General features: G+C 32.2%; 16 protein-coding genes. 4 read left to right on the top strand and 12 right to left on the bottom strand.

Annotated features, from left to right (window positions below; translation table 11 throughout):
* Positions 1-199: 199 nt before the first annotated feature.
* Both UABHE_RS06070 and UABHE_RS06065 read right to left on the bottom strand, forming a co-directional pair.
* The gene (locus UABHE_RS06070) at positions 200-1,150 is read right to left on the bottom strand and encodes a HEAT repeat domain-containing protein (RefSeq protein WP_372369361.1); all 951 of its coding nucleotides are present in this window, start codon (positions 1,148-1,150) and stop codon (positions 200-202) included.
* Complete coding sequence (locus UABHE_RS06065; protein WP_372369360.1) at positions 1,147-3,393, bottom strand: hypothetical protein; 2,247 nt, start codon at positions 3,391-3,393, stop codon at positions 1,147-1,149. The genes UABHE_RS06070 and UABHE_RS06065 overlap by 4 nt, the downstream gene beginning before the upstream one ends.
* 680 nt (positions 3,394-4,073) lie before the next feature.
* Between UABHE_RS06065 and UABHE_RS06060 the strand changes: the two genes are divergently transcribed.
* Together UABHE_RS06060 and UABHE_RS06055 are read left to right on the top strand one after the other, a co-directional pair.
* Entirely contained in the window at positions 4,074-4,688 is a 615-nt protein-coding gene (locus UABHE_RS06060; RefSeq protein WP_372369359.1) for a DUF2950 family protein, read from the top strand.
* 284 nt (positions 4,689-4,972) lie between these two features.
* Positions 4,973-5,455 (top strand): transposase, encoded by a 483-nt coding sequence (locus UABHE_RS06055; protein ID WP_372369358.1) that lies wholly within the window; start codon positions 4,973-4,975, stop codon positions 5,453-5,455.
* Between the two features lie 45 nt (positions 5,456-5,500).
* Here the strand turns inward: UABHE_RS06055 and UABHE_RS06050 are convergent, their stop codons facing one another.
* Positions 5,501-5,818, bottom strand: coding sequence for a hypothetical protein (locus UABHE_RS06050; RefSeq protein ID WP_372369357.1), 318 nt, complete (start codon positions 5,816-5,818; stop codon positions 5,501-5,503).
* A gap of 91 nt (positions 5,819-5,909) precedes the next feature.
* Entirely contained in the window at positions 5,910-7,016 is a 1,107-nt protein-coding gene (locus tag UABHE_RS06045; protein ID WP_372369356.1) for a leucine-rich repeat domain-containing protein, read from the bottom strand.
* 226 nt (positions 7,017-7,242) lie between these two features.
* On the opposite strand from UABHE_RS06045, the gene UABHE_RS06040 reads away from it, so the two are divergent.
* A complete protein-coding gene (locus UABHE_RS06040; RefSeq protein ID WP_372369355.1) occupies positions 7,243-7,587 on the top strand; it encodes a transposase in 345 nt (114 codons plus the stop codon).
* 59 nt (positions 7,588-7,646) lie between these two features.
* Here the strand turns inward: UABHE_RS06040 and UABHE_RS06035 are convergent, their stop codons facing one another.
* The 8 genes from UABHE_RS06035 to UABHE_RS06000 form a co-directional block, all read right to left on the bottom strand.
* Positions 7,647-7,811, bottom strand: coding sequence for a hypothetical protein (locus tag UABHE_RS06035; protein ID WP_372369354.1), 165 nt, complete (start codon positions 7,809-7,811; stop codon positions 7,647-7,649).
* A 365-nt stretch (positions 7,812-8,176) separates the two neighbouring features.
* Positions 8,177-8,689, bottom strand: a complete 513-nt coding sequence (locus UABHE_RS06030; RefSeq protein ID WP_372371574.1) for a PDDEXK nuclease domain-containing protein — start codon at positions 8,687-8,689, stop codon at positions 8,177-8,179.
* 480 nt (positions 8,690-9,169) lie between these two features.
* Positions 9,170-9,637, bottom strand: coding sequence for a hypothetical protein (locus tag UABHE_RS06025; protein WP_372369353.1), 468 nt, complete (start codon positions 9,635-9,637; stop codon positions 9,170-9,172).
* A 501-nt stretch (positions 9,638-10,138) separates the two neighbouring features.
* The gene (locus UABHE_RS06020) at positions 10,139-10,279 is read right to left on the bottom strand and encodes a hypothetical protein (RefSeq protein ID WP_372369352.1); all 141 of its coding nucleotides are present in this window, start codon (positions 10,277-10,279) and stop codon (positions 10,139-10,141) included.
* Between the two features lie 38 nt (positions 10,280-10,317).
* A complete protein-coding gene (locus UABHE_RS06015; RefSeq protein WP_372369350.1) occupies positions 10,318-11,085 on the bottom strand; it encodes a methyltransferase domain-containing protein in 768 nt (255 codons plus the stop codon).
* A 23-nt stretch (positions 11,086-11,108) separates the two neighbouring features.
* Positions 11,109-11,705 carry a methyltransferase domain-containing protein gene (locus UABHE_RS06010; protein ID WP_372371573.1) on the bottom strand — a complete coding sequence of 199 codons (597 nt, stop codon included), beginning with the start codon at positions 11,703-11,705 and terminating at the stop codon, positions 11,109-11,111.
* A 12-nt stretch (positions 11,706-11,717) separates the two neighbouring features.
* Positions 11,718-11,903 carry a hypothetical protein gene (locus tag UABHE_RS06005; protein WP_372369349.1) on the bottom strand — a complete coding sequence of 62 codons (186 nt, stop codon included), beginning with the start codon at positions 11,901-11,903 and terminating at the stop codon, positions 11,718-11,720.
* Positions 11,904-11,905: 2 nt separating this feature from the next.
* Positions 11,906-12,613 (bottom strand): hypothetical protein, encoded by a 708-nt coding sequence (locus tag UABHE_RS06000; RefSeq protein ID WP_372369348.1) that lies wholly within the window; start codon positions 12,611-12,613, stop codon positions 11,906-11,908.
* Between the two features lie 171 nt (positions 12,614-12,784).
* On the opposite strand from UABHE_RS06000, the gene UABHE_RS05995 reads away from it, so the two are divergent.
* Positions 12,785-13,501, top strand: a complete 717-nt coding sequence (locus UABHE_RS05995; RefSeq protein ID WP_372364955.1) for a transposase — start codon at positions 12,785-12,787, stop codon at positions 13,499-13,501.
* Positions 13,502-14,033 lie beyond the last annotated feature (532 nt).

The raw sequence follows: 14,033 nt of genomic DNA, 5'->3' as shown, positions 1-14,033 counted from the left end.
GATAGAACAGTCTGCCTGATACTTGCATTATGGACAATAATTTACTCAGTGCCAGACTGTATGCCCCACTAATGAGGCATTAGTTTTTTTGGTATGAACTGAATCAAGTGCAAAGTACCTCGTTATATTGTCATTACAGCTTGCTAAACACTCTCTCGCACCGAATCGAGATTTGCGTTTTAGCCAATAATATTTAACGCTAGTTTTGCTGAATGTTGGCCAAAGCTTTTTCTATGTTATCTCTCAGCGCAACTTTGTCATTGTCTTTTTGTTTTACTTGTTTTAATAGATTTACCAAATGAGGAACGGCACTTGCTGCATCCGAACCTATTGTTGCTAATGCTTGCACTGCATACTTTTTGGTATAGTCATTCTTATTTTGTAAAGCAGAAATTAAAGACTGTACAGATTTTTCTCCTACTTTGGCTAAAGCTTTTGATGCCCACATTTTAATTGTATTGTTAGAGTCATAAAGAAATTTGTTTAGTTGTTTGAAATTTTTTGATGATGATATTTGGACTAAAGATTTTCCTGCTTTTTGACGATCTGACAAATTCCAATTGCGAAGAACTTCTAAGAGAGTGCCTGTTGCTTTGTTTGCCTTTGGTCCAAAGCTGCCAATTGCTATAGTTGCTTCTAGTCTTATATTTTTGTCACCATGTGTAATGTGATCTATAAGTACTGGAATTGCGGCTAATGCTTTATGTTTTTTTAGAATTTTTATTGCGTCTAATTTGACTGCTTTGCTGTTTGAGGTAATTGCTATTAGCGAACTTTGAATAATTTTTTCTCGCTGTGAGTTTGCTAATGTTTGTTTGTTATTTATGTTTTTATTTCTTTCGTTCTTCTGTGCTTCCAATTGTTTCGCAAGCATTTTATCTATTCGGATAGATTCTAATAACGCTTCTTTCTTTTTTTGCAATACTTTGAGACGATTATTTTTTGTTTCTTCAGAATAGGAATTTTGTGAAACGGCTGTATTGTCGAATATTTGCTCATTAGTTTCTTGATGTTGAGAATCCACACTTTGCAAGTCTTCATATTGAGAATCCACACTTCGCAAATATAGATATCTAAAAACAACAATAATTAGAACAATACTTAGTACTATTTGTAAATTCTTCTGTTTGAAAAAAGATGTAGTTTTCATTGTTTGGCTCTCGATTGTCTAATTTTTTGAATGGCTATCCACATTTTATTTGCTCTTTTGGCGAATAACGTTCTTTGTCTGGTGGCGATTTCTTCCGTTCTTTTCGCAGTAGCTAGTTTTTCTTTTGCAGAGATATATTTATTCATACAAATTCGTTCTTTTTTCTTACATGCCAAAAAGTGTTTTTCCGCTGCTTTTTTCTCTATTGGAATGTTTTGTTTTTCTGTGGTTTTTATTGTTAATTCTTCTGTTAGAGTTGCTTTTTCCTGTTGAATTGAATTCAATTCCTTCTTTTTTAACTCTACATTTTTTGTTGCTTTTTCTATCAGCACAAGTGCCTTTTCATAAGCCTTTTCTTCTTGGATTAGTAAATCGTACGCAATGTGGTATTCCTTGTCGTGTTCGTATACTTCTTTTTTTAAGAAGTCAAGTTTATCGTTAACTAGCTTTCTTTCTTTGATAGCTAGTTGTTCTTGTGATTTGGCTGCATTAAGTGCGGCTTTTAAATTTTTTTCTTCTTCGCTACCTTTTCCTTTACTTAGCTCTCTTTTTGCCTTTTGTCTTTGCGCTATTGCTTTTTTTTCTGTTTTAAAAGCTAACTCAAGAAGTTCTTGCGTTTTTTTACGATTTCTCTTAGTTGAATGACGGATATTGTTTTTTAAACTTTTCGATGATTTGGCAATTTTTACTCTTTTCTCCGTTACAACCAAATATTCTTTCTCTCTAGATAATGTTTGTTGTGCATTTTTGTGTTCAACAACAGCAAGATTTTTTTGATTTGTTATTTCGTTGAGCTTTTCTTTTAATTCAGAGATAACCTGAGTTATTTTGAAATCTAGTGCTTCCCAATTTTTCGTTGTTTTTTTTTCTGCTTCTGCTTTTAAGAGAGCGGCTTCTTTGTGTTTTTTATGTCTCTGTGATAGTTGTTCTTCTGCATCATATACTTTCTTTGTCGCTTGTTGTAGTTCTTGCTTCGCTTTATCTTCTTGCTCGAAGTTTGCTACTGTTTCAGCAAAAGCCTTCTCTTCTAAAAAGTCTTTAATTTCTGGTACTGAAAAAGCAGTTTTGTCAATCATTACCAGAGCTTTACCTATCTCCTTTTTTAGAGAAGTGTTTTTTTCTTCTGAGAATGTTTGTCTAAGTGTTGGTACAACTTTTACAAATTTAGGGCCAATATTCACCGCTGTTTCTATAGCTATTTTTCTTACCAAAGAATTTGAATTTTTTAACGCTTTCTTAATAGTAGAACTCCCTTGTTGTCCCGTAGATGTCAGGATCTTTACTATAAGATCTATTTCTTGGTCTTGTTTTGTTATTTGTTCTACTGTTTTTATTGCTAAATCATCTTCTTTGTAAGAAACATAACTTTTTAAATAGTTTGTTAGTGTTTCTTCAAATTCTTTTTCTATCGGAGAAGTTTTTTTCTCTAAGCTTGTTTTGCTGATTGCGCTGGTTAATTTGGATAAATTTTGTTTTACTTGTTGACTTTCTTGCTGCAAATATTCTATTTGCTTTTCAATAGTTGCTACTTCTTGGTTTTTTTCGCTATCTTTCTGCAATGATTTATTAGTTTTTTCACTTAATTGAATTTTTTGATCCAACACAGACGTTTGATTTTGTGTTTGTACTGAAACGTTATTACTTAAAACGACTACTAACAATATACAAAGCAATAAGATTGTTGTTACTGTTGTTTGTTGAACAAATTTTTGCTTTTGCTTCAAACCGTTTATTTTTTCTATTCCTTGCTTTGCTCCTTTTGATTTCGGATCTAATTTTAACGCCGTAGCAAAGCTTTTTGTTGCTGCTTCATACTTATTGAGAAGTAATAGAGTATTACCGCGATTTACGAATCTCCCAGATAATGGCTCTATTGCTATCATTTTATCAAGCACAATAACCACCTCTGGCCACTTGTTTTGACTAGCGAAGTGTTCTCGTTTTTTTCTTAACTTTTGTAATAATAGGGTTTTTTCTGCTTTCTCGTTATTTTTTAGCATTGAGTCGATATTTTCGATACCACTTGCTGCGTCTTTGTTTGTTGGTTTTAGCTTTTGTGCACTCAAATAGCTTTCTAAAGCCTCGTCTAATCGTCCTAAGCGCACAAGTATACTTCCACGGACACAAAGGCGTGATGCTGTAGTTTCTATTTTTATAGATTGATTTATAACCTCTAGAGCTCCATCCCAATCTTCTTTAGCTATAAATTCCTTGCGCTTTTTTCTCAGCTGTTCTATGTTCATTTATTTTCCTCATCGTTACTAAGAAACGTTTTTTCAAAATGGAATGTTACTAGTTGTAGAGTGTCATTTTTTTGGTAATATATTTCAGGAATTTATACTCTGGTATCTTAAATTAAGATCAGAAATGTTAAGGAAAGGTATATCATGAAAATACACTTAATATTTTATTATTACTTATTTTATTATTCTATCTGATTCTTTTTCACAGCTCAGAGAAACTGAACCCGCAAACGAAGTGAAAAAAGTAATGCAAAGTATCTCGCTATATTGTTATTACAAATTTGTTGGATGCTCCCTCACACCGAATTAGTCTTGGGCACTCCTACTGAGTCTAGCACCAAATTGGGTAATTGGGCACCTACTAAGTCTCGCACATGACAGACTCAAACAACCGTTTCAAGTGATAAAGAATCAACGGGTACAATAGGCTTAGTTCATGATGCTGGATCAACACTAACAACAAATCATTTAATAGAGGTTACTCATTATACTTATGCAGGAAATGAAGCATTTCCAGGAGGAGCAGCAGGAATGATTGTTACATCAGGTAGAAACCAGTTATTTATTCACGATGCAATTGAAGAAATAAATAATCAGTAGTTCTTAAAAAGAATAACAGGTATACTCCCAATTTATACTAAATTGGGAGTATACCTACTTTATGTAAAGAGAAATTTCTTATGTTTATGCGAAATAAGCTAATAAGTTTAATTGCTTTTTTTATTTTTATTGCTATATGTGGTGGGTATTTAGTCCAGCGTAACAATAAAAAAGAACTGATACTAAAAAATCAGTTTTGCGCTTGGGAAATTCTAGGAAGTATCCGCGACGAGCAGACAAAACATAGTAAAACTTTAGGTGAATTTTTAGACTTCGATAAATTAGCGCATGTGACAAAAAATAAATTAATCAAGAATCTAATAAAAAGCAGTGAAAATGGTGTTGTAGCGAGACATGGATACTATTTTTACATATATCTACTGTCTGGAAAAAAAAATATTTATCCATTTGGGAAACGAAATGATACTCTTAAGAATAAGAATTTCCTTTGTTATGCTTGGCCTATAAAAATTGGTAAAACAGGGATTCAAGCTTATGTAATAGACCATACAGGATCTTTGAATGTTTGTAATAACAATATTCAAAGATACTCTGGTGTGAAAAAACCTTCGATCAAAGCATGTTTTCGTAAAAAAGAATTAATCTATAACGATAGAGAATTTTGGTTTACTAGTAGCGATGGATGGTACAATCATTATCAATTAAAAAAGCAAAAGCGGTTTGTTTGTGATTAGTCTTTCGTAAAAGAACATTAGGTAAACCTGGTGCCAGCGATAGCTAATCAAGCATTAGTTTTTTGATATAGAACTAGCTTCTACTCATTTTTATCTATCTATATATAAAATATATCCTTAACATCAGAGATGTTTGTCATACGAAATAAAAAAGCGTGTAGTTTCATTTGCACGCTTTTTTAGGTTCATCCGACTAATGCGTAGATTTTTAGTTTTATGTTTGACTAAGTAGTAATAAAAAAGTGTAGTACTCAAAAACCAAAATTCCAATAAAGGAACAAAAAATGAGTACTACAAGCTTTTGCTATCATACATTAGAAACAGTAGACTATCAATATATACATGCTGAATATAAAAAAGAGAGTAGTAATTCATCTGAGAAAACTAAAGGTTTAAAATTTATCTCAATAGATGAATTTTACATCGGTAAAAAGCATAAATTTTTAACATTCGTTACGGATCTCTCAACAGGACGAATCGTCTTTGTTGGGGACGGAAAAAAAGGTTCAAATTTAGAACCATTTTTCGGAAAAATCAAAAAATACGGAGTGCAGACAAAAGCTGCTTCAATAGATATAGGGAAAGCTTATATTACTGCTTTGATGAAACATATGCCTTTAACAGAAATTGTTTTTGATCACTTTCATATTGTAAAGTTGGTTAACACTAAACTCAATGAGCTGCGAAAACAAATGGTCAAAGAAGCTGAAGTTCTTGGAATATCCGCTCATAAAGGAACAAGCTGGACTTTACTTAAAAAATCCTGAAAATCTGGTGGTGTCCTTACATAATTTCACGATACTACACGAAAATTACATAATTCGTTCCAGTGCCAGCAATAATCTGTAATTCCAGCAGCCATAGCAGGAAATGTTGTGGGTTACCAAGTTTTTCTCCACGTCTCTTTTTCGCTTGTAAAGCATATTTCGTGCGTTTCGAGATGATTTCGCGTTCGTGTTTTGCGCCATCGTAGCATAGATACCGATTGTAAGTGTCGTCATATCAGGAAGATCAAGAGCTTTAAAATCAACTCCACTATTCTTAAGTTGAAAAATAAACTCAACATCACGAGCCAAGCAATCCAGTTTGGCGATGACCGGTTGTGCGTTGTTTTCTCTTGCAAAAATCATAGGATAATTCAACAAGGTTTGTCTATCTTTTTAAATTTTGCTCTGACACCCTTCAATAAGTTTGATATGTCAAGTAATTCCATGTTATTCTCTATTTTCTTTTTATCTGAATTAAAGAAAGCTGTCCTATTTCTTTTGGCAATTCTGTTATTCTTGTCCAACTCAAATCTAAATTAACAAGAGAAGAAAGTTGCCCAATCTCTTTTGGCAACTCTGCTATTCTTGTCCAGCTCAAATCTAGATTAACAAGAGAAGAAAGTTGCCCAATCTCTTTTGGCAATTTTGTTATTTTTGTATGTTTTAAATTTAATTCTCGCAGAGAAGTGAGCCGTCCTATTTCCTTTGGTAGTTCTGTTATATTTGACTCTCGTAAACAAAGTCTAGTAAGAGAAGATAGTCGTTCTATTTCTTTTGGTAACTTTGTTATTTTTCTACAATTTAAACCCAAAGAAACAAGAGAAGTAAGTTGCCATATGACTTCTGGGACTTTTGTTATTTCTGTACTATCTAACTCTAATGCAACAAGAGACGATAGTTGAACAAGTTCTTTTAAGAATGTTGTCGTTTTTATGCCACTCACTCCTAAGAAAAGAAGAGAAGAAAGCCTACATATTTCTTTTGGAATCCCTATTATCTCTTTGCTATGTAAAAGCAAATGGGTAAGAGTAGATAATTGTCCTATTTCTTTTGGAATCTTTACGACTTCTGTACTATGCAAAAGTAAATGGGTAAGAGAAAATAACTGTCCCACTTCTTTCGGAATCTTTGTTAATTTTGTACCCCACAAATATAAATGAGTAAGAGAAGTAAGTTGCCCTATTTCTTTTGGTAGCTCTATTATTTCTGTATAATTTAAATTTAACACCACAAGAGAAAACAGTTGTCCTATTTCTTTTGGGATCTCTGTTATTTTTGCCTGTTCTAAATTTAGTTCCGTAAGAAAGCATAACTGGAAAATTCCATCTGAGAGTATATCTATATCTGTTTTACTTAAATCCAAACAAAACTTATTTGAAAAATTACAGTTGATGAAATGAGAATTCTCTATTCTACTAAAAGTAACATCTGTTCGAAAACTACAGTTTTCAAAAACGCACCCATCTATTTTGTATTTTTTATCTTCTTTTAAGAAAAAAGCACAACCATAGTAGGAGGTATTATTTTTTATTATTTCTAACGATTTAGATTTCTCTTCCATTAGAATATCCTTGTTTATAATAACATTAGAATATTATCAACCCCCTCCTCATAAAAGTCTGCTTCTTTTTTTAAAGTTGTCGAAGAAAGCGCTATAATAAGGAATTAAAATTTCGATAATAAAGAATAGGAGAAAAGATGCGCGCTCCAAAATTAATTTATGTTGGTGGGGTTTATTATGTGGTTGTACGATGTAATAATCGCCAGTACTTTTTTGGCAACTCACAATGCTAAATAAAGCACGAGAGAAGTACGATGTAAGTATTCATGGATTCTGTATGACAAATAACCATATTCATTTCATTTTAGGTACACCACGGAACAAAAACTTATCTCTTTTTATGCAGTATAGCCAAGGTCATTTTGCAAAGGCATACAATAAAAAACGTGGAAAAACAGGGCATTTTTGGACAGGAAGATACCACTCAACTATCATAGAATCAGAAGAACATTACATGAACTGTCTGTTTTATGTTGAACTAAACATGACTAGAAACGGCGTAACTAAACATCCTAAAAATTGGAAATACTCTAGCTACAGACAACATGCATATAATAAAATAATAAAATAATAAAATAAGGGTGTCAGACCTTTTTCGCTGAGGCAAACTTAATACAAAAAATGAAAGTTTTATCGGTTTGATAATAAATCTTTTTTTTGCGCAACATCTCTAAGTAAGTTTAATGCTCCGATATTATCATCCAAACACTTCTCTCTACTATCTACAACAAAAACAACATAGTCAGCTATTTCCAAAACCATTTCAATATCATTAATGTAATCATCTATTGTCATATCATGACCACATGCAAAGCAACTATGGAAAGATGGAGAGCGTATTAATTTGTACTTAATACTTATGTCATTTATTTTTTTTACTCAGTGCCAGACTTGTATACTCACTAATGAGGCATTAGTTTTTTTGGTATGAACTGAGTAGTGCAAAGTACCTCGTTATATTGTCATTACAGCTTTGCTGGACATTCTCTGGCACCGAATTAATCTTGTGTGCGCCTACTCAGTCTGGCACCGAATTGACTATCTACTTTTTTCATTTTGTTCTACTGAGTCTGACATCGGATTTACCTTTTTCCTTAACATTCTGTTATTAATATCCTTATATAACATATAGTACAAAAGCCGTATATTGTTTTCAAGACTTAAATTGATTTTTTTGAGATTTTTTGTCTACTCTGGGCTGCCCCAATGCGTTCTAAAATATGTTTACGTTTTTTTGGTTTACAACAAAATTCTAGTATTTCAATTAACTTGCCATCAATCTTTAATCTAGGAAAATAATCGTCATGTTCTTCTGAAGACATTGAAAAAAATTCATGAAGTTTTTCTTGCAAAACTTTTTTATCTATTAGCTTTGTTTGATAGTCAGCAACCATTGCAGGCGAGATATTACGATTTAGGCTATATTCAACAACTTCATTATCTTTACTTGCACATAAAATGATTCCTACACTTGGATTTTCGTGTATTTTTTTAATTTTTTGATCTAGAGCTTCAAGGTAAAAGTTTAGTTTCCTCAAGTACTCCGGTTGAAATTCATCTATCTTGAGTTCAATAGCAACTAAACAACGTAATTCTCGATGAAAAAGTAGTAAATCAATAAAGAAATCGCGACCAACAAAGGTAAAGTCTTTTCCAAATTCAAGAAAAAATATCTTAAGGTTCTGAATAATTGCTTTTGTAAATCATTTTCTGAATACGGATATGATAGCTCTAAAAAATCAATAATATAGTTATCTCGAAGTATTGAAGATATCTTTGGAGAAAGCTTCGTATCAATTAAAGGATATAAGTATGGTTTAGATGTAATTTTAGAGGTGGGAGAAGGAAGATATACAAGGCACAGAAATAGAGCAACTACTTGCTAAAAAAGTTACTTATGTACAGATTGCAAAGAAATTTAATGTTTGTAAAGGAACCTTTTACAATTGGCTTAAAACTCGAAATCTTTCTTACCAAAAAGCTGGTTTTTGGTCGAAAAACATTGTGGATGAAGATGATCAAGAATAGATAAAACAAAGTACATAGATTGCTTATTCTATCATTACAACATATTCTTCTCTTAAGTTACTTTTACGACGCTTATTACTAGATTTTCTATATCTTATGTTACAGATCAAAGTATTAAATAAAAACTATATATGTATATCTTTCGCTTCAGCTTTCCAGTTTATCTTTTCTATATCAATTGCTACACTTGAATCTATCGGTAGAGCAAATTTATTTTGAAACCAAACAATAACTAGCATTGATAGATCAGAATCTTTTTCTTTGGCCGGATCAAGAGATGAAAATCGTCCAATACATACTATTTGTGGCAATAATTCTGATATTCCAAAAGGGCTTTTTTTACGCTCAATTTTTTTCCTTTGTGGTTTTACTAGATAACAATTACACCATGAGTAGTTATCTTCAGCTTGTTTTAAAAACATTTTTATTTTTTTATCATTCATTTTCTGTGTTGGACAACCTTCTAATAATCCCTCGTAAACCTCGTATTGTTCAAGGCTAACCAAAGATACATTATGTTGCCCTATATCTATATTTCCTTTGGCAAGCCCTTCTGCTCTTTTTTCAGGAGTGATCTTTTTTTGATTAAACATGTTTTTCTCCATTAATATTCCTTTCTAATTATCTTTGTTACCGACATTGAGCGAAGCAAATGTAGAAATCGTCAAATATACGAGAAATAAAGGATAAGCAAGTAAAGAGGTATGAAATTTTCTTGTCGAAACTAGCATCCTAGAAACATATTTTCATCTACGATCTTTAGTTTTTGATTAATATTGATACCATTTATAGATAATTTATATTCTATATTTACTTCTTTTTCAGTGGTAGATTTATTCTGTTTTCTATATAAATCAGTTTAGTTAGCCACTTTTTGACTTGTTTCGCCCAATGTCAGTTCTTAAATTATATCCTTTCTTTTAAGAGTACACAAAACCTTTAGATAGCAGGGCATAGCCGCAACCAAATATAAAAAAACTCAACCATTTAAAGTTGTTATGTAATAATCCAAGATACTATTATTAGTAATAAGAACATTGTTATATCTAGGAAGTAGATTTCTCAATCATAACAAAGGGATTTTGTTTCAAGAATCAACTTGTACAAAAAGATGAGTTAGTTTTGCGGTGATTGCTTACCATTTTTACGAAGAGATCTTGTACAAGAGGTTCATTCCAATAATCATAAGGAGATTTTAAAATGATAATCCGAATGTTTTCCTGAGATAAATCCATTTTTTTCTCTTTTAGCATCAAACCAAATAAAGCTAAAATTATTTAATGTGTCCTGTAATAACTAATTGAGATACGCTCGCAAATAGCATATCCTTTTGACATGACTCTTTAAGATTTTTTGCGAACTTGGCAATTTGTTTCTCAGTTAGAACTTTTTTTTCTACGGCAATTTTATAGAATGATTGGAGAAAAGTTTTATATAATACTTGGTAGTTAGAAAACATATATGGATGAATTTCTATAGAAAATTCTATGTTTTGTTGCTTAAATAATCTATACAATTGCCTACCGATATCTGCATTTTGAGGTCCATAATCAAGATAGCAATTTATTAAACTACGTTCCAATTCTTTTTCTGTTGTGTCTACAGAGGTTGTCGCAAAATCAGTATCAATTACGACTATATGTCCTCCTTTTTTCGTAACTCTCACCATTTCGGATATTGCTTTTTCTGGCGTTGAGAGGTGCTGAAGGACTCTTTCACTGCGGCATGAATCAAAATAATTGTTTTCATAAGGAATTTGATATGCACAACATTTTTTATGAGTAATAACTGGAGCAAGTTTTTGTTCTCTGTTTTTTCTTATCTCAGCTTCTTGTATCATTTTTTCATTGTTATCAATTCCCACCACTTGCCCAAATTTTCCCACTAGTTTTGCTAACGCAATTGTGTCTGTTGCTGGACCACATCCAACATCGAGAACTCTGCCTTTTTCAACAATCTTCATTAGCTCATAACTTCGTTTTTTGATAGTAACTGTTACTTCATTTAAGTAGTCTAGATAATCTATTGTTACATGTTTCATAAATCCACCTACTAAAACCTTATTTATTTTGTCCCAGCAATGATAAATGCGGCAACAATCCCGAAAAAATAATTTTCTTGCAAAGCTATTTTTTTTTCAATTGCTTTTAGGAGACGATATCCTTCTGAGCTCTGAATTTGAAGTACTTTGAATTGTGTAGTCAGTTCAATAAACTTTTTCAGACCTATATTTATTGAAGAGATTGCGAGCACCTCATGCTCAATACGAGAAAATCCAACCTTTTTCATTAAATGAGGAAGTTTCCGAGCTATAAAACGATCTCCTCCGTTATTTTTTTGTGCTTCTGCCGCTTGTTCTGTGAATTTTGAAAACTCCGGAAATTCTGGATGAATTGTGAACCAAGAATCATCTACATCCATGATGATAACTTTTCCTCCTTTTTTAGTAATTCGATGTGCTTGTCGTAAAGCTGATAAAGGATCAGATAAATGTTGGTATAGAAATCGATTGTAAATGAAATCAAAATAATTTTCAGGAAAGTCTATTTTGTAAGCGTTGCCCTGGATAAATCTTAAATTTTTTTGTTTCGTTTGTGTTTGAGCTATCTTTAGAAGCTTTTCACTAGAGTCTAAGCCTATAGTTTTACTCGGATAAACCAGTTGAGCTATTTCCTAAGTAATAAACCCTGGCCCACAACCGATTTCCAGAGATCTCATATTTGGTCCTATTCCTAAACGTTTTAGAGATTTTAGTTCTAATTGGAGAAAAGCAGTGGCCTGTTTTTTTAAACGTTCTATTTCGTTGGCGCTTTCTTTTTCCCCGAAGTTATCGAAATTGTATGATTCTGAATTTAACATAATCAACGATCCATTTTCGCTAAAACTATTCGTTCATTCCAATATTTCTCTACTTGTTCGTCGCTTTGTATAAAACATCTGGAAATATAAGGACGGCTTTTTTCACTAGCGATTGAATGCACAGTAACAGGACCTAAATTTTCACCTGCAAACTCTAAATTTTGGTAGTTGTTTTCTGTAAAATATTTGTGAAATTTTTTACCTTCTGTAATAAAAACCAATGCACAACTTGAGGAAGTTTCTAATGCGTAGTTCACTTTACACATCTGCGCTATACGAAATAGCAAATGTGTAATTTTTTTATTTTTTTTCCGTCTGTAGTCAGGGTGGATAGTAAAGCCTCCATGGTATAAAAGCTCTGTCTTGGTTTTTTGTGCTTCCGTAATGGCAGATTGAATAGCTTTTTGATGATTTTGGTTTTGGTTTTCCTCCTCCATAACAAGAGCAAGAGCCGGAAATGTTTGATTGAACTGTTGACAACGACTATAACTTAAAGTCTTATAAGTCATCAACATTTTTTGTGAATTTTTTTCTACTACAGAAAAATGAGTCGCAAAATAATCAGAAGTATTAAAAGGGAGTACGCCGTAGTTATACCGTGTACTGTAACCTTGTATTTTTAGATCAATAATATTGCCAAAGTGCACCTTAGCATAGTTATTATAAGAGCAGTCATAAAAGTTATTTAATACTACTAATTGGAGATCCATAAGAACCCTCATTTAATATCAGTGCCAGGCTCAGAAAACAAAGAGAAAAGAAAAATAAATCGTTTCACATCAGTATCTTACGGCAAACAAAAATCGCATATGTAGTGTGTTTTGTCAAACGAACTTGTAAAATGACACAGTTAAATAAAGTTATTTTGCAAAGGAAAACAAATGCGGCCGATTAGAATCTCGATGGTAAATGGTTTATTTCACATAACAACAAGATGCAATAATAAAAACTTCTATTTTAAAGAAGATGCGGATTTCATAGAATATTTAAAGGTAATAGAAAAAGCCCGCGAAAAATACTCTTTTAAGCTACACGCTTACTGTATCACCAGCAACCACACCCATTTGTTAATATCAACTCCAATAGAAGACAATCTGTCAAAGATAATGCAATATATCAATGGAGAGTACGCAAAAAACTACAACCGTAGACACAAACGCACAGGACATTTTTGGGGCGAAAGGTTCTATTCGACTATTATTGACTCCGAAAATCAGCTACTTAATACAATATTTTATATTGAACTTAACATGACGAGAAACAAAGTTACTAAGCACCCAAAAGAGTGGAGGTGGAGCAGCTATAGTCAACATGCGACTGGTAAAGGCCTTATCAATATTGACTATCACGAAATTTATATGAACCTTGGTAAGACTATGAAACAAAGGCAAAAAAAATATATAACAATGATAGAAGAAAGAATGAGAGAAAGAGGCTTACTCGTCAAACAACCACAAATTACTTATGGTTTAGTTTTTGGTTCCGAATCTTTTATCAAAGAAGTCATCACTAAGTACACTTCTCATAAATATTATCAGAAACGTAAAAGTTATGCTCTAGATCAGAGTACATCTTGTTTAAGGAAATTTAAAACCTAAATTTTGACTTATTCACTTAGCCTCTATTTTTTATAGTGATAGCCTACAAGGAAAGTCTGTCTCCATCTCTCAAGTGAGAAAAACATTTCACATTTATCTACCTAAATAGCAATTTTCTTCGCACTAATAATTTTGTGTTTTGTATCATTTTTATTGCCACTACAACATTTGTCTTATCTTGGATGATTATTACGTTTTAAGTTATTACAAGTCTGGCATGAATGTCTCCTGGTTTTGTTAAATATGCAAGTTAGAATTTTTTTTTGTATAAAATTTCTAGAACACCACTGCGCATGATTTTTATGCATTCTGTAAAATTTCCATTGTCTTTCACAAAGTGATTAAGTATAAGACTTACAGCTCAGTAGCAACTTACGTACTCAGGGTCTTCCAGATTTGCGTATCTAGACCAGCGATAGCTAATAAAACATTAGTTTTTTTGATATAAAACTATTTATCGATAAAATGTAGACCAGCAATACCTACGGTTATTTCACGAAACGTTAGTTTTTCAAAAGACCGTTTACTCAGT

The sequence above is a fragment of the Candidatus Uabimicrobium helgolandensis genome (assembly GCF_041508025.1).
Lineage (GTDB): Bacteria > Planctomycetota > Uabimicrobiia > Uabimicrobiales > Uabimicrobiaceae > Uabimicrobium > Uabimicrobium helgolandensis.
This window is presented reverse-complemented; position numbering and strand designations above follow the sequence as displayed.

Excerpts from the sequence above, each read along its gene's own strand:
- UABHE_RS06060 (WP_372369359.1), top strand. The coding sequence starts at position 4,074 with ATGTTTATGCGAAATAAGCTAATAAGTTTAATTGCTTTTTTTATTTTT.
- UABHE_RS06025 (WP_372369353.1), bottom strand. The coding sequence starts at position 9,637 with ATGTTTAATCAAAAAAAGATCACTCCTGAAAAAAGAGCAGAAGGGCTT.
- UABHE_RS06055 (WP_372369358.1), top strand. The coding sequence starts at position 4,973 with ATGAGTACTACAAGCTTTTGCTATCATACATTAGAAACAGTAGACTAT.
- UABHE_RS06040 (WP_372369355.1), top strand. The coding sequence starts at position 7,243 with ATGCTAAATAAAGCACGAGAGAAGTACGATGTAAGTATTCATGGATTC.
- UABHE_RS06070 (WP_372369361.1), bottom strand. The coding sequence starts at position 1,150 with ATGAAAACTACATCTTTTTTCAAACAGAAGAATTTACAAATAGTACTA.
- UABHE_RS05995 (WP_372364955.1), top strand. The coding sequence starts at position 12,785 with ATGCGGCCGATTAGAATCTCGATGGTAAATGGTTTATTTCACATAACA.
- UABHE_RS06020 (WP_372369352.1), bottom strand. The coding sequence starts at position 10,279 with ATGGATTTATCTCAGGAAAACATTCGGATTATCATTTTAAAATCTCCT.
- UABHE_RS06005 (WP_372369349.1), bottom strand. The coding sequence starts at position 11,903 with ATGTTAAATTCAGAATCATACAATTTCGATAACTTCGGGGAAAAAGAA.
- UABHE_RS06050 (WP_372369357.1), bottom strand. The coding sequence starts at position 5,818 with ATGATTTTTGCAAGAGAAAACAACGCACAACCGGTCATCGCCAAACTG.
- UABHE_RS06015 (WP_372369350.1), bottom strand. The coding sequence starts at position 11,085 with ATGAAACATGTAACAATAGATTATCTAGACTACTTAAATGAAGTAACA.
- UABHE_RS06035 (WP_372369354.1), bottom strand. The coding sequence starts at position 7,811 with ATGACAATAGATGATTACATTAATGATATTGAAATGGTTTTGGAAATA.
- UABHE_RS06045 (WP_372369356.1), bottom strand. The coding sequence starts at position 7,016 with ATGGAAGAGAAATCTAAATCGTTAGAAATAATAAAAAATAATACCTCC.
- UABHE_RS06000 (WP_372369348.1), bottom strand. The coding sequence starts at position 12,613 with ATGGATCTCCAATTAGTAGTATTAAATAACTTTTATGACTGCTCTTAT.
- UABHE_RS06065 (WP_372369360.1), bottom strand. The coding sequence starts at position 3,393 with ATGAACATAGAACAGCTGAGAAAAAAGCGCAAGGAATTTATAGCTAAA.